This is a genomic window from Paraburkholderia sp. BL27I4N3 (genome assembly GCF_003386115.1).
Classification (GTDB): domain Bacteria; phylum Pseudomonadota; class Gammaproteobacteria; order Burkholderiales; family Burkholderiaceae; genus Paraburkholderia.
Genome location: NZ_QREJ01000001.1, coordinates 5,753,294 through 5,772,334, shown reverse-complemented (window position 1 = coordinate 5,772,334; position 19,041 = coordinate 5,753,294). Strand labels below are relative to the sequence as shown.

Here is a 19,041-nt window from a genome sequence, read left to right as displayed (position 1 = left end):
TCGCGGCTTGTTCAGTGTAGCCTTAAGCTCGCTGAACTCGAAGAGGCCGATCGCCGCGGCGATCACGACTGCGGCGAGTGCGCTACTCGGAAGATGGCGCAGCAGATTTGGTCCCGCGAGCAGAACGGCCGCGACCGCGAGCGCGCCGACGATGCCCGTCACCTGCGTCCGGGCGCCTGCAGCTTCCGCAACCGGCGTGCGCGATGAACTGCTGCTGATCGGAAAGCCCTGGAAGAGCCCGGTTGCGAGATTGGCGACCCCCAGTCCAATCATTTCCTGATTCGGATCGACTCGCATGTTGGAGCGCGCGGCAAACGTGCGCGACAGCACACTCGTGTCGGCGAAGGAAATCAGCGCGACCGCGCAACCGCCCAGTAGGATGCGCCCGAAATCGACGTCGCTTACAACGGGCAGCGCGAACGTGGGCAATCCCTGCGGAATGGTGCCTAGTACTTTCACGCCCATGCGATCGAGCTGGAACACGCTCACGCACAGCGTCGCGAGCACGACGGCGATCAGGATGCCCGGCACCTTGTCAAAGCGCTTGAGCAGCAGAATGAGCGCGAGACTGCCCGCGCCGACCGAAAAGCTATACCAGTTCGCCTGCCCGGCGCCGACAGCTTTGATGAGATTGAGCAGATCCCGCAGCGGCCCGTGATCTTCGAACGATATCGCAAACAGCTTCGGCAACTGGCTGATCAGTACCGTCAGCGCGATGCCGTTCATGTAGCCGTATCGAATCGGCGTGGACAGCAGCTCAGTCACGAAACCGAGCTTCAACACGCCGAAGACGACGCACACAAGTCCTGAGATGAGCGCCATCATGCTCGCCACGGCGATCGCGCGCGACGGCTCCCCCGACGCGCTCAGCACGACGACAGCGAGCACTGGTGCGGCGAGCGCGGAGTCGGGGCCAAGCACGAGAATGCGGCTTGGGCCGAAGATTGCATAGGCGAGCAGCGGGACAATGGTCGCATACAGGCCGCACACGCCGGGCACGCCCGACGCCTCAGCATAAGCGACGCCGACCGGAACGAGCATCGTGGTCAGCACAAGGCCCGCGGTGATGTCGTTCCTGAGCCACGTGGCGTGATAGCCCTTGAGCATCGCGACGCCGGGCACATAGCGCAGCCACCTTTTGGGGATGCTGTCGGCGCGCTGCCGTGGTTGAAGAGGTTGATCGGATGACATGGTTCGTGGACAAAAACCCACTCGCGGTTGCACCGCTCAAAAACTGCCGTCAGGCCGGGGATAGGGTATCGCCGCAAGGACCCGGATGACGCAAAGGCACACAACGTTGCACGCGGGCTCACGCCATCTGGCGCAACAGTAACGGGAGCGCAAAAGCGAGCGGGAAACTTCGGGGTCGGCGTAATCGAAGACGCGCGGCATTGCGGTGCAAGCGATGCCGCAAGACGCCCATGTCATCCGCCAATCATCGCCCATACCCCTTGTGACGGGAGGGGTCGTGCACGCCGTGCATTGTCCCCTTCCACGCATCGTCGGCGTGTCGCTGGGCATTTTTGAGTGTGCGCGTAATGCGAGCGTTGGCTTTGGGCTTGAACGCTGAAGTCAGGCCCGAAAATGCCCGTCGGACAGTTTTCGTGGTGACCATGGTGGGCTTCCAGTCATGTTGGTGAAAGTAAGTTTACGCGGTTTTATGCTGCCTGTCGCGTGTCGACATCGACGATGCTCGGGCATACGCGCATGGGGTCGTCAGTGATGGCGCAGCCAATTCGGACACCTCCTCCCGTGCGACTGGCGCCCCGGTATGCGGGAGCAAGCCGAGCACGTGACAGTCGGCATGATCTGCGGCCTGAATTTGACGGAGGAGGGTGATGGGGCATCGGCACCAGTACGGCGAGGCGGTATTCGGTGGCCCGTGATACGCCCTGTAGAAACCGCCAATCTAAGCGGTGTCGTCAGTGGCGCGCCAACCCAGGTGCATCGCGCCGGCATTGGCGCTCTGAAACCGCGCTTCGCGTGGAACTTCAACGGTAGTCCAGCTTACGCGCGAGGAGTCCACCTGACGCGAGCAAGTTACCTCGGCCAGCATCAGTGTGAAAATGTCGGCTCCGACCGGTCAGTATCTCCCTTCCCGGCTGGGCAACATAGGCGCCAACCGCTTGGGGCTCGGGCCAGAAATCGGCGTCTCGGAGCCCTATGAAAACTGTTCTTTGACCCGTCGGCCGGTGCGCGGTTCTTCATGCCGCGCGGCAATCAAGATGAGAACGGAGCGTCAGTGAGAATGAGAGGACTGGCGTAGCGGCAACGTGTCATGGCAGTTCTCATCGGACACGGCGCCGTAATTGGTCCGTCGTGTTACCAGCTAACGGCGCCTCGTTGGGCTTACGTACTTGGCCCATGCCATTGACGGGCAGTACGGTCGATATGGCATGTTTAAAAACAAGTTGCGAACCTGAGCCAGACACTAGCAGAATTGAAAATCTGTCAAAGGCGGCCAGTTGACCGCTCAGTCTTATGCCGTTCACAAGGAACACGTTCACGGCGGCCTTGTTCTTTATAAGCATGTGCAAAAAATCGTCCTGTACGTCCGGGCGTGTAGTCATGTTCGAAGTCCATGCGATAGATGCTTCGGTCGTACCGGCGACACCTGAAGCCACCGAGCCAGTCCAGATAAGTGCGTTAGTCTCACCCGGCGGCGCTGATCGCATGGCGCGAACACGGACCGGGTGCATTTCTCCGGTCATGGCGAAGGTAGCATTATCGCTCTGCCCTAAGCGGATACTGCTCGAACGCGCCAACCAGGGCAGGACACAAGTATTGCGAGGCAACGAGAATAAGATTGTTATTCTATCAACGAGCCACGCGAAAACCGCGCGCTCTTTCGACTAAAGTACTTAGTGGGGCACATCCGAATTGCCCAAAAAAAGGGCCGGCATGTGCCGCTGGCGTGTCGGGTTGGTTTCTCACAATTGACGAACTGAAACGCCTTAACAGATTGAAGGCGACTCATGGATATGCTGCAAGCCATACGTGCCTTTTCCCGAGTTGCATCAGTTGGCAGCTTTACGGCGGCAGCGCAAGAACTCAACCTCGTTACTTCTCAGGTTTCGCGTGCTATCGCAGATCTTGAGACGCACCTGCAGGTACGTCTGTTGCAGAGGACGACCCGGCGCGTGGCATTGACTCAGGCAGGGGAGCGATATCTTTCGCACTGCGACGTGATACTGAATCAGTTGGCACAGGCGGAGGCGGAGGCATCGGAAGTGGGCGCTGAACCGGCCGGAACACTTAGGATCGGCGTATCCGCGAGTTTTGACCGATATCACCTATCAGGGCTACTTTCGAGCTACCTGGAGCGATTCCCTCAGGTTTCGGCGAGCGTGACACTGTTGCCGCAGATGCAGGACGGGCTGCCCGGCGACTACGACGTCGTACTGCTTTGCTCGTCGGAACCGCCCGGCCCTGGCATAGTCTCCGAGCGACTTGGGGCAGTTTCTTCGATCCTATGTGCTGCACCCGTCTATCTGGCGCGATACGGCGTGCCAAAGACACCTTGCGACCTCAAACAACATCGGTGCTTTGATCACGCTGGCGACGTGTCATCCGGGCAATGGCAGTTCGAGGGGCCATTTGGCCACGAAACGTGTTCGGTCGGCGACCCGATTCTTCATAGCGACCTGAGCGATGTACTCGCTGATGCAATTGAGGCTGGTCTTGGTATAGGCCCATTGCCGCTGCGGGCGGGGATGCAAAAATTACAGGCTGGAACCATGATGCACGTCTTGCCCAGGTACAGGATGCAGGCGCGCAATGCCTACGTGCTTCTTTCTTCGCCGCGCTCTCACGACAAGAAAGTAAGTACATGGGTCGAATTTCTCAAGGAAACATTGCCCCAGCGTCTCGTACGGGACGAGGCGGCGTTCACGCCTCACCTGGCGCCGGCCTCTGGCGATGAAGCAATGTCCGCACACGACGTACAAAAAAGAGGAAACCAGGATGCCTGATATGAAAGCTACTTTTGGAGTCGGAGGGACAGAGAGTGGATAGAGCTCTTAATCCGAGAAAGTGGTGACCGTCCACGGCGACGCGTCCTCTTGCGAAGTCGACAAGATGACAGCAGAAAAGCCAACCTGCGGGCTCGCGTCCTGGGGCCGGCTTCGCGTGCCGCGGCCAGACGTCACTGGCCGCATCCAATGCATTTCTCCTAGAACTTGTGACGGATACCCAGGCTGATAATCGCTTGCGAGCTGGATCCTGCCGTTAATCCGTATGAGCCAACCGAAGCATCCGCTGTGACGTGGCTTCCGTCGGCCGCTCGTTGCGTGCCGTTTGCGTGCTGGTAAGCGCCAATCAGGTACAGGTCGGTACGCTTCGACAGGAGGTAGTCCGCACCCAGCGAACCCTGGTGATACGTAGCCGACGTGTCGCCAGCGCCGTGCGTGTAGATGTAGCCCAGACCGATCAGCATGGCAGGCGTGAGCTGGTAACCCGCGTAGCCGCCGGCGACGTGAAATTTCTCCTGATTCTGGAAGAGCGAGAAGCCGTCTGGCTTGTACTGCGCGAAGCTATAACGGATATTGAAAGTGAACGGACCCGTGACGTACTGGGCTGCTGCCGATGTGATGTCGATCGACTTGGCCGATGAGTATCCGCCGTTGATGGCTGAGTCGAACGTACCGTCGGACGTTGCGCTGGACCCCCAGTGCGACAACGAATTGCTCGTGCTCGCACGGCCGGCCGCCGAGTTAGCGTTCTCCATGCGGATGTAACCGGCTGCAAAGCTCAACGGACCAAAGGCGTACGTCGCCGCACCCGACCACGTCTGGCCTGCGCCCGTTGAGCCCGCAACGCCGCCGAATGCATACATGCCTTCGAACTGGAAGCCGCTCCACACAGGCGATACGTACTTGACTGCGCTGTTGGTACGGGAGCTGTTGTCATTGTTGTCGACGTCGCCCGGCGTCGTGAACGTGCTGCCGAAGTAGTTATCAGCCGTCAGCGGCTGGACCATATCGACAAGCGGGTCGTACTGGCGACCCAACGTGAAGGTACCGTACAGGTCCTGCGTCAGGCCGACGTACGCCTGGCGGCCGAACAGGCGACCGCCCTGGTTCAATCCGCCAGTGTTCACGTCGAAACCGTTTTCCAACTGGAAGATAGCCTTCAGGCCACCGCCCAGGTCTTCGGTGCCCTTCATGCCCCAGCGGCTGCCCTGCAGGTTGCCGGCGTACGTTTGAAACAGATGATTGTTCGCCGAGTCCGCGTGGTATACGTACTGGATTGATTCATCGATCAAGCCATACAGCGTCACACTGCTCTGTGCATGCGCTGCGCCTGTTGCGCCGAGCAGCGCAAGCGAGAAGGTCGACAATGCGATTCGTTTCATGCGTTTCTCCCGGCAGGATGATTGTTGTTGCGAACATGAGGGTAACTCCGCATCGTTCGGTTACCGAAGCAAAAAAAGTAACCTGTCGTGAATTTCTGACACTGACGCATATTTGTCCGAGGAAAAGAATCGCCGACGGATCAATTTGGATTGCTCTGTTTCCGCGGTTTCTGTGGCGACCGCTTAAATTCATGCGCGTCACCTTGTACTAGACGGTCGGCTGGCGCGACGCATGGAAAGGCGTAGAACGAAGCGCGAGAATCGGGGGGGCAGATTCGTCAGGAATCCTTGCTTCCAACGTCGGCTCACGGTCTGTTCAGTTCACGTACCTCATGTGCCGTGTGCCCGAAGAAGGCGTTCGTGATTAAATCCAGCGCGAACCAAGGCTGCATTGATTGTCGTCGCCGCCATGGACCGGGAGTTATTTCTGACGTTCGGGAAGAGGTAGTTGTCAGCGTTCGTAGGTCGAGTATTTTCTCGAACTTTTTTTAAAAATCTCAATTGACTGTGAGCTGAGTGGCACGACGTGCGGACGCTCCATCTTCATGCGCTCCGCCGGGATGGCCCATATCGCTGATTCAAGATCGATCTCCCTCCATGTCGTACCTCGCACCCGGATAGTACGCACTCACGTAAGCAACAGTAAGTGCACCGCTAGACGTGTGCGCTGAGTTCCCGTGACAGAAAGTGCCTCCATCACGTGCTTGAGCTCATCAGCTTCCAATGCCCGATTGTGGCGCGTAGGCGGAAGTGTTACTACGTCGGATGGTTTAAGCGCCGCAACAGGATTTGCGTCGACCCGCCCGCTGATAATCGCTCGCCTGAATATTGCGTCGAGGTGTTGGCGCAGACGTATTGCGATATGAGGAGCACCCTCGGCCTTGCGTTCATCTTGCGCAAGCGCTTTGCGCTTCGCAATCGATTGCATCAGGTCATAAACGTGTGCCACCGTGATATCACGCACCGGCGTTTCGCCGAGTGACGAACCCTTTACGTAGCGTGTAAGGAAACGGGTAGCTTGCCCATGGTAGTACGCTGTCCAGTTGGCACGGTTGTCATTCAGCCATTTCCCGCATACCGACCAAAGCGTGTTCTTCTGATGTGCGACAGTCTGCTGTTGAAGTTGCTTCTCGTGCGCCTTCGGGTGGATGCCAGAAGCCACCAGCTTGGCCGCAGCGTTGCGGAGTTCGCGAGCGTCGGCTATTGAAACATCAGGAAATCGGCCTGGAGTGTAACTGCAGTCCTTGCCATCCAACCGATAGTCAAATTTCCAGACTTTCGAGCCGGGGACCGAGACACGCAAATACATAGAGTCTCGGTCGCGGATTTTATAGGGCTTACTCCGCCGTTTGGCGTTTTGCAGGAGTGGGTAGGTGAGCCTCATGGAGTTCTCCTTGACGGATACCTACCATGAGCCGCAAATTACCCGCAAAACTGCCGGAAGCACCCGGATTTCTTCGGCTTGCGTCGGATCCGCCGGCGGTTACCGGATGGGCAACCACGGCCAAAAAATAGCGCTTGATCCATTCGCTGTAACCCTTTACCAGAAAGCCTCCCGAGCGCTCCAGGTACTGCTGGCGGGACGTTTCATACACTCCCCGCAGTGCGTACCAGGGAATGTGAGGCAAGTCGTGATGCACCAGATGATAGTTATTGTTCAGAAACAGAAGACGCCAGAACCACGCCGCTTCGTTAATAACGCTGCGATGCTCATGCGCTTGCGCCTCGCGATGTTCCTGAAACGAACGGATCGAGCTCAACGACAGCGCTCCATAGCCCGCGCCCACAAAAAAGACCCACGCCGGGATCCCGCACGCATGTTGCAGCCACGCTGCGAGCGCAGCAACGGCGGCGAAGTGCGCGAGCCACAGTGGAATATCGCGCCAATCGCCGCATTTGATCTTGCGCAGCGCGTCCACGCCGGTCGCCGCAATGGAGAACGCCGGCCCGACCAGCAGACGGCCGACAAACGTATTGCGGAAAGTCAGCAACGCGCGAATGGACCAACCGGTGTGTCGCCAAACGAGCGCGCTGACGAAATAGCTTTCAGGGTCGCGTTCGGAATGCGTCAGATGCGGATCGTCGTGATGCCGAAGATGTGAATCGCGATAGATGCCATACGGAAACCACACGGCAAGTGGCGCGAAACCGAGCAGGGCATTGACGAACGGCGAACGCGTAGGGTGCCCATGCAGCAGTTCGTGTTGCAACGACATGTACCACGTGCCGAGCACGGCGAGCAGAAGCGTCGTGAGCGGCAGTCCGAGCTCGCGCGCATGTGTCGCCACGCCGAACCATCCCCCATAGATCGTGATGATCAGTGCCCAGGTCGGCCATTGCGTGCGCCATGTCCAACTTGTCGCCAGACGGGCGACGGTGTTGCGTTGCGTGTCGTCGAGATAAATCGCCATGAACAGGATCGGTCGGAATGCAGGTTCAGACCGATCCTACGGACCCCCGCGCGTTGCCAGAACCAATTTGTTCAGCAATGCATCTGTGAAAACGTGAAAAGGCGGCCGGCCCTAAGCGCCTGCGAGCCTTCAGGGCTTGCTGGTCAGACGCTCAGCGCGCGTCCGCCACGTGGCAGGCGTGATCCTGGAGGCCTTCGGCCGAGCCGCTGCCGTTGTCCACGTCGATCCCGCTGTTGACGATCAGCCAGCCGTCCTTGTCAGCGGACGGTCCCGCGCCGGTCACGAGAATGGTTTGCCCGGCCATCGCCGCCGCGCCCTGGTTGTCTCTCGCGACGATGCGAAACGGGTTATCGGCGCCTTCAAGCGAGGTCACGCGCATGATGCGGTAGCGATCGCCGTCGAGCGTATCCCAGCGCCATTGATCCGGTGAATCTTTGGCGTGACGCGCGAGCGCTTCGCTGATATCGGCGCGCATGCAATCGATATGAATATGCAACTGGTTCTGCGTGCGGCGATATTGTGAATTGATTTCGAGGCCGAGCTCATTGTCGGGCAGCGAGCGCTTGACCGATTTCTCGACGTAGGTCCGCGCGTCCCACGCGTCGGCCCAGTAATCCTGTGCATGCGGTGCAAGCACGAGCGGGCTTTCGATACCGGTAATGCGGTCGGTCGGAATCAACAGGTGCTGCGAGCGTCCGACGATATCCTTCAGGATAGCGTAGCGTTTGTTCAGATCGACAAACGTGCATTGACCCGGCGTGCCGGTGGCTTGCTGGGACGGCACGCAGCGCAGATCGACGATTTTCCACAACGCATTCGAGTCGACCGCGGCGAGGCGCTCGCATGCGCCGGCGGCCAACGCGAGGGTCAACGCCGCGGCGATTCGCGCGCCATGGCGCAAGAGGGCCCGCCGCGGGAGAGCGGGTATTAGAATTTTCATCGGCGGATTCGTTGAGTTTTTTGGAGGTGTTGTGAAGGTGATTCCGGTATCAAAGCACCGGCGCCGGCAATGCGCCAAGCAGCTGTTCGAACGCAATGCCGATCGCAAGAAGACGCCGGTCCTTGCCGAGCGGGCCGTCCAGTTCCAGTCCGACCGGCAGGCCGCTCGCGGTCATGCCCGCAGGCAGTGAAAGTCCCGGTATGCCCGAGGTGCTGGCCGGATCGGTGTTGCGCAGGAAAGCGTCCATGGTGTCGATGGCCGCCGAACCGTCGATCGATACGACCGACGAACCGTTCACTTCGTCGATCGGCACGGCGGCTAAACGCGTGGTCGGGAACAGCAGCGCGTCGAGGTGCTCGTCGGCGAAGGTCGCGGCCATGTACTGCTGCAAGCGCGGCCGCCATTGATTCAGCGCGTCCTCGTAGCGCTCGCCGAGCACATCGCCGAGCACGGCGTCGTAGATCGCGCGCACGTCCGGGCTGGCAATGCGGGCCGCCAGTTCGACGACGGTTTTGACGGGCGCGTCGTTGGCGACGAGCCAGGCGAGCACGTCGTCACGCGGCTCATGGATCGCAATCGGGCCGCCCACCATGGCGTTCAGATCGTCCAGTTCGCTCATGGCCATCGGCACGAACACCACGCCCGCCGCTTCGAGTTGCTGCAACGCGGCCCGTGCGACGTCCTCCACCTGCCGTTCGAGTCCTTGCCAAAGCGGCGCGGGCAAGCCGATGCGCAAGCCGTTCAACGCGACATCGGGCAAGGCCTCGGCGCCGGTGATCACGCCGTCCAGCAGCGCAATATCGGCGACGCTGCGAGCCATCGGTCCGACGGTGTCGCGCGTATGGCTGATCGGCACCACGGCGTGCGGATCGTGATAGCGCCGTTCGGCGCCGCCGTTGCCGACCGATGGACGAAACCCCGCCGTACCCGTCAACGCGGCCGGAATGCGCGTCGAGCCGCCGGTGTCGGTGCCGAGACCCGCAGGTACGATGCGCGCGGCGATCGCCGCCGCGGTGCCGCCCGACGAACCGCCCGGAATCAACGAGGGATCGTAGGGATTGCGCACCGGGCCCGCATGCGTGGCGAGGTTCGTGCTCGTGATGCCGAACGCCAGTTCATGCATATTCGCCTTGCCGAGCACGATCGCGCCGGCGTCGACGAGGCGCTGCACCGAGGGCGCGTTGGTCTTCGGTATGAAGCCCTCGAGCGCCGGCGTGCCCGCCGAGGTCTGCATGCCCGCCGTGTTGATGTTGTCCTTCACGACCACGGGCAACCCCGCAAGCGGCAAGCGGGCCTTCTCGGCGGCGGCCAAGGCGTCGATGCGCCGCGCGGCGGCGAGCGCGCCGTCGAGGTCGAGCGTGGTGAGCGCATTGAGGCTCGAAAGCGCCGCCGCGCGCGCGAGCAAGGTGGCCACGTAGTCGGCGGCCTTCAGACGGCCGGACTGGATCGCGGCGACCGCTTCAGTGGCGGTCAACGCGAGTTGTTCATCGACGGTCCATGTCATGGCCGGCGTCTCCTTGTTTTGATGAGGTGTCCCGGCGCGCGGGTTTCATGAAGCGCAGGGCGAAGCGGGCCAGCGTGGGCACCAGCCTGGGCCGCAGCAGTCTCGCATCGTAACCGCTCATGCGCCGGTCATTTTCCGCGAGGCAGAGCGCGAACAGGTCGGGCGCATTCATGGCCTCGCCGATCACACCGCTGCTCGCGGGCAGAAAATTCGAATCGTGCGCCATGCCTTTCGCGTCGATGCCTCGCGCGATCGCGAGGCGCTGCCAGATGAGCACCACCCAGATCGCGGCCACGCGCAGCGAATGCCACGGTCTGCGCCACAGCGGCATGGTGCGCCGATACCACGCGACCCAGTTGACGAAAAACAGAATGTGGCGCGCTTCCTCCTGAATGACCGGTTCGAAAGTCTCGACCAGCGCCGCGGGAAAAAAGCCCGACTCCTGCGCCGAGCGGAATAGCCCGAACGCAAAGAAACTGTCGATGCACTCGCTATAGCCCGTGCGCATCCATTCCCATTCGGCGTCGCGTGGCGGCGGATAGTCGGGCTCGGGCGCGATCTCGATGCCATAGGCAGCGATCAGTCTGGACAGCACGTGCTTGTGACGCGCTTCTTCGTCGCCGTCCATGGTGATGGCTTCGCGCAGCAGGGGATCGCGCAATTGCGCGGCGTAGGTATGAACGGCGATCGACGCGCGGCCTTCGGTCTGCACCGCGATGTCCCAGATAGGCAGCGAACAGAGCCGCTCGAGCGCATCGGGCGGCAAGGGCGGCCAATCGAGCACGGCCGGTTTATAAGGGTTGTGGGTTTCAAGCAGCATGCGGCAAAACATCTGCTTGTGCGCCTCGGAGCCGATCTTCACGCGGGCGGGGTCGCGGAATGTCCAGTGGCGCAGGGTACGGTCTTCGGCAACATCTGTCAGTGTGTCGGACATGGCAGGCGTACAGAGGGCGAACTCGATGTGTCGCCCATTCTGGCACAACCGTTCAAAATCCGATGCCTGGCGGCGCAGGCTGACTGGCGCCGCCCCCAACGTACATGAAACCGGAGACGCGATCGGAGACGTTACTGATGGTTATCGATCCACATGCGTCCCCAGCGAAATGCGTAAGCCAGTGCGTGCTCTTCGTCGAAGAAATAATCGAGCGCGTCGAATGAATAATGCTGCTCGTGATTGGCGGAAGTTTTCTCGATGGTCAGATTGGCGGCGAACAGGCCGTTCGGTAATTGTTGTGCGGCCGGTGCAACTTCGTAACCCTTGTAGCGAATATGTGCGTTCATGATTTTTTGCAGTCGTTATGCCCCGCTTGCGTCGAAAAGGCCGGCACTTCGGACGCAACCCCTAAGGTCACGCGGCCGGTAAATCAGCGGGCAGGATCAAGCCTGGGCCGCGCTGCGCAGCGGGTGAACCAATCTTTTGTCGTAAGCAAATCTGAAGGGAAGTGTGCAGGAGCCCCGATCGGATCATATTCGCTGTGTTCGAACACACTATCCGGCGTAGCGGGATATGGGTCTGTTATGTGCCGCACGTTCGCGCGAACGACCGCGCCGTGGGCCGCCCAGGCGGGTCCACGGCGTTGCGAGTCCGGTAGCGGAAGGGGATTTAAACCGCGTGCAGCAGGCGCGCGGGTTGTGTTTCCATGAGCGTGTTGCCGGCCGGCGGCGCGGCGGCCGGCGTGCGGTGCGCGCTGAACGCCAGCGCGAATTGCGCGGCCTGCTGGCCGACGGTGGCGAGCTGATCGACCACCTTCGCGTCGGAGCAGGTGTCGATCGTATCGAAGCGAGTTTCCAGCGTATTGATGCCGGCGCCGAATGGCGTGGGCCAGCCGCGCAACGCGTGGACGATCGAGCGCAACGACGTCAGCACCGAGCCCGCGGCCTGCCAGCCATAAGCCGTGACGATACAACCCACCGCGCGGCCATCCAGATACGGGCGCTCGTCGGCGCGCAGTTCCTCGAGCGTGTCGAGCGCGTTCTTGACCAGGCCGGACACACCGCCGTGATAGCCGGGCGTGGCGATGACGAGCGCGTCCGCATGGCGCACGGCCTCGATCAGTTCGAGTTGTTCGTCCGTGCGGTGAGCCTGTTCCGGCGCGTAGTGGGGCAGGCTATGCAGGAAGGTGCCGCCGAACAGGCGCGTGTTCGCGCCGGCTTCCTGCGCGCCGCGCAACGCGAAGCCGAGCGCGCGCTCGGTCGACGAAGCGGCGCGTGTCGTGCCGCCAATGCCGATAACGAGCGGCCGGCGATGATGATCGAAACTGGTCAACGAAATGCTCCTTCGGTAGCGGCTCACGATGCGCCGGCACGGGGCTGCGCGCGGCGGACCGGGGCGAACCGGACTTTGAAGCGTTATCTTAATCAGCGCCGGGCGCCGCACGAAGTGACTTTATGTTCTAACGATATAACCGCGCGGCGTTTGCCGCAGCGGCGGCGCGCCCGCCTTCGGCGTAGCGGAGCCTATGCCGCACGCGCCGCGATGCACTTGAAGCCGCGCCGGATAAGCATATGCCGAAGCATTGTTTGGGGGCGCGATGACTCACGGCTATGATCGAATCGTCTCCTCCATGACACCTCCTTGACATGGGACTCGGCCCCGCTACGTAAATAGCGGGGCCTTTTTTTATCCGCGCTCCGAGCGTTTTGCGGCCTGGCCACTTCACGATAAAGCCGTTTTCTGCATGTTACGATCGTCCGCAAAGCCAAAAACACGGCGAGGTCGAGCAAGCAATGGCAACTCTTTATGACACCCTCGGCGTGCCCACGCACGCCACCGACGAAGAAATCAAGCGGGCTTACCGCAAGGCCGCGATGAAGTGGCATCCCGACCGCAACAGCGGCGCCGAAGACGTTGCGCGCGCCACCTTCCAGGAAATCAAGGACGCGTACGCGATCCTCTCCGACGCCGCGCAGCGCAAGGTGTACGACGCGGTCTACGCCGAGCAGATGCGTAGCTGGGAAGCGCAGCACGCGCGCCAGCGGAAGGCGCAAGCCGAGCGCGAAGCGGCGTCGCGCGCCGCTGATGAAGTCGCGTACGCGGAGATGGTCTCGCTCGCCATGCGTTTCGCCGACGAAGGCCACAACCGCGATGTGCTGTTCGGCGTGCTGCTCGGGCGTCGATGCGAGGCGCGGCGAGCCGCGCAGATCGCGGACAGCGTGTCGGCTTTGCAGGCCGCGCGGCGCGAACCGGCGAAGGCCGAAGCCGAGCCAGTCGCGGCGGATGCGTTCGAGAGTGCCGATAGTTCGGTCGTGACCGAGGCCACCGCAGCGAAAGATGACGCCGCCGCACAGGCTTCGCCAGGTCACCGCGCGCATCAGGACAAGCGCGAGGAACCCGTCGGCGATACGCATCCAGCCGGTGCCCTGAGCGGGCTCTGGTTCCAGTTTCTCAACGGCTTGCGGCTCTGACGCATCACGCCGGTTGTCCGGCGATCCGTGCGAGTTCGGCGGCGAGTTCGGCGGCGAGTTCGGCGGCGAGTGCGGCGACGAGTTCGTCGATATAGGCATCGTTCAGCCCGCAGTCCACGGATACTTCGGCGCACAACCGCAGCCGTGTGACGAATGGCGCCCTGGCCGGAAGACCATAGAGGTAGACCGAATTGATATAGAGAGCGGGCTTTAGCGTTCGAATCCGCACTTCTAAAATCAAAGACAACGTCCGCAGCCTGGGTCGCCGGCGTCGCCCGAACGCCGCCTCGAGAGCGACGCCTGCTCATTGCCACGCGGTCCTGCTTCGTTTGACTTCCACGCAGTCAATTCCGGGAGGCACGACAGCCATGTTCACTTTCATCGTAGTCGTTGCGGTGGCGGCGTTTATTCCCTACGTCGCGGCACCCAGCATCGCCAATGGCGTCAAGGCGATCAGCACACCGCCCGCAGCCATGAGGTTCGATACTTCGCCCGCCGCGGCATCTGACGGAAGCGACGCGGCCAACCGCATCGTGTCCGGCCGACACGAGAGCGACGCTTCGGTGTGACTACCCGATCCCGGTTTGCTCCTGCCGAAGGCTGAATGAAAGCTTGACGCTTGCGCTGGTACACTTCGGCGCACGCGCGATGCGCGGTGCCCGTGAGTCGGCAAGTCCTGGTACAAATTCTCGTGGCGCAACAAATTTGAACATCGTAGTGTCACGAGGGCGCAAGACTGAGCCGGCAGAATTGCACGCAGAATCAAACAAAAAGACACGGGTACGGGGTAAGCGTGATCAGAAAATATAGGGTGCTGTTTCTCTGTCGCGAGAATTCAGCACGCAGCATCATTGCCGAAGCTTTGTTGCGGGAACTGGCGGGACACCGGTTCGACGCGTTCAGCGCGGGTCCGGAACCGGCCGCGCGGGTACATCCGTGCGCGGTCGCGCAATTGCGGCCGGGCATCTCGGACCTCGGTATTCTCAGTCCGAAAAGCTGGCTGGAATTCACCGGTGAATGGGCGCCGCGCATGGACCTCGTCGTCGCGCTGGACGAATCCGTCGACGCACACCACGCGCCCGCGTTTCCCGGCGAGCCTGCCACCTCCACCTGGACCTTGGCCGATCCGCTCGCCGACGGCATTGCCGAATCCGAGCGTGCGCGCCTGTTCGAGAAGGTGTTCTGGCAAATCGTGCGGCAGATGAGCGCGTTTATCGAACTGCCGCAATACGCGGCGCCGGCCGGCGCTGTGGCAACGGCAGTGATTCCCCCGTTAAGCGCATCGACGCAGCGCGTCACGACATGCGACGCGTGAACCGGGGCGCAGGCGCAGCCTCAGTCTGATTCAGCACGCGGCAAAAAGCCGGCAAAAGTCATTGCGCGGTTTTCGTGGGACTTACGCGACAACGCATCACATGTGTGCATGGCACAGGTACATGCGTGCTTGCGAACGCGCCGAACCGGCGGTTTCCCACGGAGGAATTGCGGGGTGATTTCTTTACGCTAGCGGCTGAATGATACGGTGGTCTATCGATTGTTCGAACGCGCGAGCGGGCTTCCGGCGAACGGGTCGTTCTGCCAGTCCACGCGTTTTTTCGGCTGCGGAGCAGGCGCCGGCGCGGCCGACAATTCAAAGTGGTCGATGGACTGACCCGCGCTGATTGCCTGTTTGAGCCATTGAGGCATTTCGCCCTGGCCGTCCCAGCTATCTCCAGTTGCGCTGCGGTAGCGTCCGGGCTTTTGCGCGGCCGGCTCGGATGCCAGCACTGCAGCAAGGTCTTCTGGTTTGATGCCAAACTCTTCCATGCGATGGCGGAGATACGCAATCATGCTATCTCGCTTCCTTTCGTCCATAAGATATTCGTCCTTCTAAAACGTCCGGCGTTCTGTCAATTACAGATTGCAAGGAAAATCCGCGAATGCATCGATCCATATGAATGGGGACGGCCCGCGGTGTGGTTAAGATTGAAGGAAATCCTAAAGGCAGCGTTTAGAAAACGCCGCTCAAAAATAGCGCGGTGCAGCATCTGGCTGACCTGGCCGCCAATCAAATTCAAGGGTATCGATCAGTGAATATTCAAGCGCTTCGCCGTGCGGCAAGGAAGGCAGCGTATGACTCACGCCAGGCCTCATGCTCACAAGGGGAAAAACGGTATTGACGATGCACTGATTGCGGCAGGCCGGTTTCATCTCCACGCTCCGTCTCTCGCCGGTACTTCACGCGGGGCCGATTATTGTCGTTATGTCAGCATCATAACGCACTGCGCGACCAAAGCACGTACCGGTTTGGGTGATTTTGTGCAAATCTCTTCTTTCCAACTACTTCGGCTGCGGCAAACGGGCCGGGTGTTCCGCGATTGAATTCCTGAGTGGCCGAGCTATAAAGAAATGAGCGGAGCCAAAATCCGTGCTTCCAGCCTGCGGCGACCGATTCCGGCTAGCCGCCAAAACGCGTCCGACATCGGTTGCAGGTCTGGCAACTCATTACTCGTTTAGTTCGATGACTCGCCGCAGCAGTAGGCATCGGCATCGACTCGTCCGTCAGCCCATTGGGCAGCCTGACTTTTTTCGCGGATCAATTCTTTGGAGGACGAGAACTGCTGCGCCGGATTCAAGGAGTCTGGACATGAAACTACGACTATGGATGGCGCTCGCCAGCGCCGTATTCCTGCTGGTGCCGAAAACAGCGGGCGCGCTGGGCATCGAAGGCCAGCAGGGCGCCGGCGTGTCGGGCCGCGCGCTGATGCAGAACGCGAACGAATCGGCGCAAGCGACAACCGACATGTCGTTCAGCGACTCGGGGCAGGGCATGCCCGGCGCCCAGCCGGTACAGAACGTCTCGTACGGCGGCGTAGCCGGGGGGCAATCGCAGGCGGGAGGCCCGCAAAATCAGCCCTGCATGTCTTCCGCGCCGCAATGCAGAATCTATTTTGGTCAATGACCGGTCGGTCTTTGGGAATGCGGTGCGTATTGACGAGCACCGTATTCCCGTCAGCTGCGGTTATGCGAGCGCCATCGTGTTTAGCGGATGACCGGCGCGTTCGCTGAAGCGGCCCATCATCGTGTTTAAACTTTGTCCTTGCACCGCGGCCTCCTCGGAGAATCCGCGCAATTCGTCCAGCAGTGCGCGCCACGACGCATGCCAGCGCGTTTCCTTGATGCACGCCCCCAACGAGTCCGCGATACGCAGCACGCCGTTGTCCGGATAGAAGGTGACGGTGAGCGGCATGCCGTCGATCACGCAAGTGGCGGTGCAAGGCCGGGTGGTAAGCATGGGCGTTGTCCTCTTTATGTGAGTTGAGCGAGTGTTAGAAACGCTGACGTGCGCTTCAGCAAACGCTGTGCCCAAGTGACGCTCGCGCTTCGCAGCGCCTGCCGCGTGATGGCCGCGCTGGGAGTCGAGCGCGAAACCCGCGCGAATAACCCCACGCCCAACCGCAATTTTTCGGAGCGGTCAGCGAGCGAATTAATACGATGTTATGGTGTGGTCTATTCGGGTTTTCACCCGCTGATTCTCCAGACTGCAATCGCATCACTTCCGGCAAGCAGGCCCATATGGCCTGCTTTTTTAATCGTGCCGGGCGCTTTGCGAATGGATTAGCGCGGTGCGGCCGCTCCAATCTCACCCGTTGTTAATACACTCGCGAACAATACTATGTTGATCGAAGACAATCTGCCGGCGAGCACGGCCTCGCTGGACGATGGCGCATCGTCGTCCCTGCGTTCATGGCTGGCTGTCATGGCTGTCGCCATCGGCGCTTTCGCTTTCGTGACGACGGAGTTCCTGCCGGTCGGACTGCTGCCGCGCGTCGCCGCGGACTTGGGCGTGTTGCCCGGCACCGCCGGCCTGATGGTCACCGTCCCCGGCGTCATCGCGGCCATTTCAGCGCCGGGTCTGATGCTGGTGGCGGGGCGCATGGATCGCCGGCGAGTGTTTCTTTTGCTGACGGCTCTGCTGCTGGCGTCGAATCTGATCTCCGCTTTTGCGCCGAATTTTCTCTGCATGCTGCTCGGGCGCGCGTTGCTCGGCGCCGCGCTGGGCGGATTCTGGACGCTGGCCACGGCGGCGTCGGGGCGTCTCGTGAAGCCCAAGGATTCGGCGCGCGCCATGGCCACGATTCTCACCGGCGTGACGTGCGCAACGGTGATCGGCGTGCCGCTCGGCACGTTCATCGCGAGCTTCGCATCATGGCGCGTGTCGTTCATGGCGACCGGCGTGCTGGTCGCGGTGGCGCTGGTCGCGCAGTTTTTCTTCGTGCCGTCCCTGCCATCGAACGCCGCACTGCGTCTGCGCGATCTGGTGGCGCTGCTGCGCCGGCCGCATCCACGCCGCAGCATGCTGATGGTCGCGCTCGCTTTCGGCGCGCATTTTTCCTCGTACACGTACATCACGCCTTTCCTGCTGCATAACGCGAATCTGGACATGTCGACCATCACATGGCTGCTGCTCGGCTTCGGCATTATCGGGTTCTTCTCGAACTTCGCGGTTTCATCGACGGTGACACGCAACCTGAAGGTGTCGGTCGGCGCGATGGTTTCGCTGTTGATGTTCGCCCTGGTATTGCTGCCGCTACTCCAGCATTCGACGATCGGCGTCGTCGCACTGGTGCTTGCGTGGGGCATTTCCTTTGGCGCCTTGCCGCTGTGTTTCAGCATCTGGATTCAACGCGCCACGCCGGATTCGCCCGAAGCCGGCTCGGCGTTGTTCGTGAGCATCATTCAGGTGGCGATTGCGCTGGGGTCGCTGGTGGGCGGCGTGGTGGTCGACCATGTGGGGATTTCCGCCGACTTTCTGCTCGGTAGCGGCCTCGCGTTGCTGGGGCTTGCCGCGCTGGCGAGCTTCGGCCGCGGCGAACAGAAGGTCGCCGATAAAGCGGTGGCTTGCCCGGCGTGTACGGAATAATTGCCGGGTATCGGTTCAATTGTTCAGACCGTGCTCACGGCAGTTCAACCACAACGCAGAAGCGTGATGAATCGACAACGCAATCAGGTAATCAAACGTCACTTGCGGTGGGCGCTGTTCGCGATGGCCATGCTCGGTTCCGCTTCCGCATTCGCGGCCAGCTTCGACTGCGGCCGGGCGCGATTGCCGGATGAAAAGGCCATCTGCGCGTCACGGCAACTGAGTGAGATGGACGTCGAAATGGCCGTGCGTTACCAGATGCTGACGGGCCTGGTTGCGATGGGCGCGCGGGGCAACATGCAGGATGAGCAGCAGGCGTGGCTGAAGTCCAGAAAAGCCTGCGGCGCTAATCAGTCGTGCTTGCTCAACGCGTACCGCGGGCGCATCGGAACGCTCAAGGACGAGTACGCCAACCTCGCGAGTCGCGGACCGTTCTGAGTGCGCTGCGTGTGTTCCAGAAACGGATGCGGGACAAAGAGCCGCGAAGGCGAGCCGATCGATCCATCAGTGAGCAGCGGAAACGCC

General features: G+C 61.2%; 20 protein-coding genes and 1 pseudogene. 7 read left to right on the top strand and 14 right to left on the bottom strand.

Going from position 1 to position 19,041, the window contains the following annotated elements:
* Positions 1-21: 21 nt before the first annotated feature.
* Both B0G71_RS26280 and hfq read right to left on the bottom strand, forming a co-directional pair.
* A pseudogene (locus B0G71_RS26280) lies at positions 22-1,191 on the bottom strand (SulP family inorganic anion transporter); the annotation flags it as partial.
* Positions 1,192-2,288: 1,097 nt separating this feature from the next.
* Positions 2,289-2,570, bottom strand: coding sequence for an RNA chaperone Hfq (hfq, locus tag B0G71_RS26275; RefSeq protein WP_116148899.1), 282 nt, complete (start codon positions 2,568-2,570; stop codon positions 2,289-2,291).
* 405 nt (positions 2,571-2,975) lie between these two features.
* Between hfq and B0G71_RS26270 the strand changes: the two genes are divergently transcribed.
* Positions 2,976-3,971 (top strand): LysR family transcriptional regulator, encoded by a 996-nt coding sequence (locus tag B0G71_RS26270; RefSeq protein ID WP_116145381.1) that lies wholly within the window; start codon positions 2,976-2,978, stop codon positions 3,969-3,971.
* Between the two features lie 200 nt (positions 3,972-4,171).
* Here B0G71_RS26270 and B0G71_RS26265 read toward each other — a convergent pair whose 3' ends face one another.
* The 8 genes from B0G71_RS26265 to B0G71_RS26230 all read right to left on the bottom strand — a co-directional run bounded on the left by B0G71_RS26265 (position 4,172) and on the right by B0G71_RS26230 (position 12,474).
* Complete coding sequence (locus B0G71_RS26265; protein ID WP_116145379.1) at positions 4,172-5,353, bottom strand: porin; 1,182 nt, start codon at positions 5,351-5,353, stop codon at positions 4,172-4,174.
* A gap of 628 nt (positions 5,354-5,981) precedes the next feature.
* The gene (locus B0G71_RS26260; protein ID WP_116145377.1) at positions 5,982-6,737 is read right to left on the bottom strand and encodes an integrase arm-type DNA-binding domain-containing protein; all 756 of its coding nucleotides are present in this window, start codon (positions 6,735-6,737) and stop codon (positions 5,982-5,984) included.
* Positions 6,691-7,764 carry a fatty acid desaturase gene (locus B0G71_RS26255; RefSeq protein ID WP_116145375.1) on the bottom strand — a complete coding sequence of 358 codons (1,074 nt, stop codon included), beginning with the start codon at positions 7,762-7,764 and terminating at the stop codon, positions 6,691-6,693. Before B0G71_RS26255 ends, B0G71_RS26260 begins: the two co-directional genes overlap by 47 nt.
* Before the next feature lie 151 nt (positions 7,765-7,915).
* Positions 7,916-8,704: a CDP-diacylglycerol diphosphatase gene (locus B0G71_RS26250; RefSeq protein WP_116145373.1), complete on the bottom strand. Its 789-nt coding sequence runs from the start codon at positions 8,702-8,704 to the stop codon at positions 7,916-7,918.
* A gap of 49 nt (positions 8,705-8,753) precedes the next feature.
* Positions 8,754-10,208, bottom strand: coding sequence for an indoleacetamide hydrolase (gene iaaH, locus B0G71_RS26245; protein WP_116145371.1), 1,455 nt, complete (start codon positions 10,206-10,208; stop codon positions 8,754-8,756).
* Positions 10,189-11,142, bottom strand: a complete 954-nt coding sequence (locus B0G71_RS26240) for a ferritin-like domain-containing protein (protein WP_116145369.1) — start codon at positions 11,140-11,142, stop codon at positions 10,189-10,191. The genes iaaH and B0G71_RS26240 overlap by 20 nt, the downstream gene beginning before the upstream one ends.
* A gap of 131 nt (positions 11,143-11,273) precedes the next feature.
* Positions 11,274-11,489, bottom strand: coding sequence for a transcriptional regulator (locus B0G71_RS26235; protein WP_106277508.1), 216 nt, complete (start codon positions 11,487-11,489; stop codon positions 11,274-11,276).
* Between the two features lie 322 nt (positions 11,490-11,811).
* Complete coding sequence (locus tag B0G71_RS26230; protein WP_116145367.1) at positions 11,812-12,474, bottom strand: NADPH-dependent FMN reductase; 663 nt, start codon at positions 12,472-12,474, stop codon at positions 11,812-11,814.
* Between the two features lie 461 nt (positions 12,475-12,935).
* Here B0G71_RS26230 and B0G71_RS26225 point away from each other — a divergent pair, with 461 nt between their 5' ends.
* Entirely contained in the window at positions 12,936-13,613 is a 678-nt protein-coding gene (locus B0G71_RS26225) for a J domain-containing protein (RefSeq protein WP_116145365.1), read from the top strand.
* A 4-nt stretch (positions 13,614-13,617) separates the two neighbouring features.
* Here B0G71_RS26225 and B0G71_RS26220 read toward each other — a convergent pair whose 3' ends face one another.
* Positions 13,618-13,860, bottom strand: coding sequence for a hypothetical protein (locus B0G71_RS26220; protein WP_147308708.1), 243 nt, complete (start codon positions 13,858-13,860; stop codon positions 13,618-13,620).
* Positions 13,861-13,981: 121 nt separating this feature from the next.
* Here B0G71_RS26220 and B0G71_RS26215 point away from each other — a divergent pair, with 121 nt between their 5' ends.
* Both B0G71_RS26215 and B0G71_RS26210 read left to right on the top strand, forming a co-directional pair.
* Positions 13,982-14,182, top strand: a complete 201-nt coding sequence (locus tag B0G71_RS26215; RefSeq protein WP_106277514.1) for a hypothetical protein — start codon at positions 13,982-13,984, stop codon at positions 14,180-14,182.
* Positions 14,183-14,406: 224 nt separating this feature from the next.
* Positions 14,407-14,928 carry a low molecular weight phosphatase family protein gene (locus B0G71_RS26210; RefSeq protein ID WP_116145361.1) on the top strand — a complete coding sequence of 174 codons (522 nt, stop codon included), beginning with the start codon at positions 14,407-14,409 and terminating at the stop codon, positions 14,926-14,928.
* Positions 14,929-15,140: 212 nt separating this feature from the next.
* Here B0G71_RS26210 and B0G71_RS26205 read toward each other — a convergent pair whose 3' ends face one another.
* Complete coding sequence (locus B0G71_RS26205; protein WP_106277518.1) at positions 15,141-15,467, bottom strand: H-NS family nucleoid-associated regulatory protein; 327 nt, start codon at positions 15,465-15,467, stop codon at positions 15,141-15,143.
* Positions 15,468-15,617: 150 nt separating this feature from the next.
* Complete coding sequence (locus B0G71_RS41025; protein ID WP_147308707.1) at positions 15,618-15,803, bottom strand: hypothetical protein; 186 nt, start codon at positions 15,801-15,803, stop codon at positions 15,618-15,620.
* 436 nt (positions 15,804-16,239) lie between these two features.
* On the opposite strand from B0G71_RS41025, the gene B0G71_RS26200 reads away from it, so the two are divergent.
* A complete protein-coding gene (locus tag B0G71_RS26200) occupies positions 16,240-16,554 on the top strand; it encodes a hypothetical protein (protein ID WP_116120614.1) in 315 nt (104 codons plus the stop codon).
* Positions 16,555-16,614: 60 nt separating this feature from the next.
* Here B0G71_RS26200 and B0G71_RS26195 read toward each other — a convergent pair whose 3' ends face one another.
* Entirely contained in the window at positions 16,615-16,887 is a 273-nt protein-coding gene (locus tag B0G71_RS26195; protein ID WP_116145359.1) for a hypothetical protein, read from the bottom strand.
* Positions 16,888-17,268: 381 nt separating this feature from the next.
* Between B0G71_RS26195 and B0G71_RS26190 the strand changes: the two genes are divergently transcribed.
* Both B0G71_RS26190 and B0G71_RS26185 read left to right on the top strand, forming a co-directional pair.
* Positions 17,269-18,516, top strand: a complete 1,248-nt coding sequence (locus B0G71_RS26190) for an MFS transporter (RefSeq protein WP_116145357.1) — start codon at positions 17,269-17,271, stop codon at positions 18,514-18,516.
* Complete coding sequence (locus tag B0G71_RS26185) at positions 18,517-18,954, top strand: lysozyme inhibitor LprI family protein (RefSeq protein WP_258875665.1); 438 nt, start codon at positions 18,517-18,519, stop codon at positions 18,952-18,954.
* The last annotated feature ends 87 nt before the right edge of the window (positions 18,955-19,041 follow it).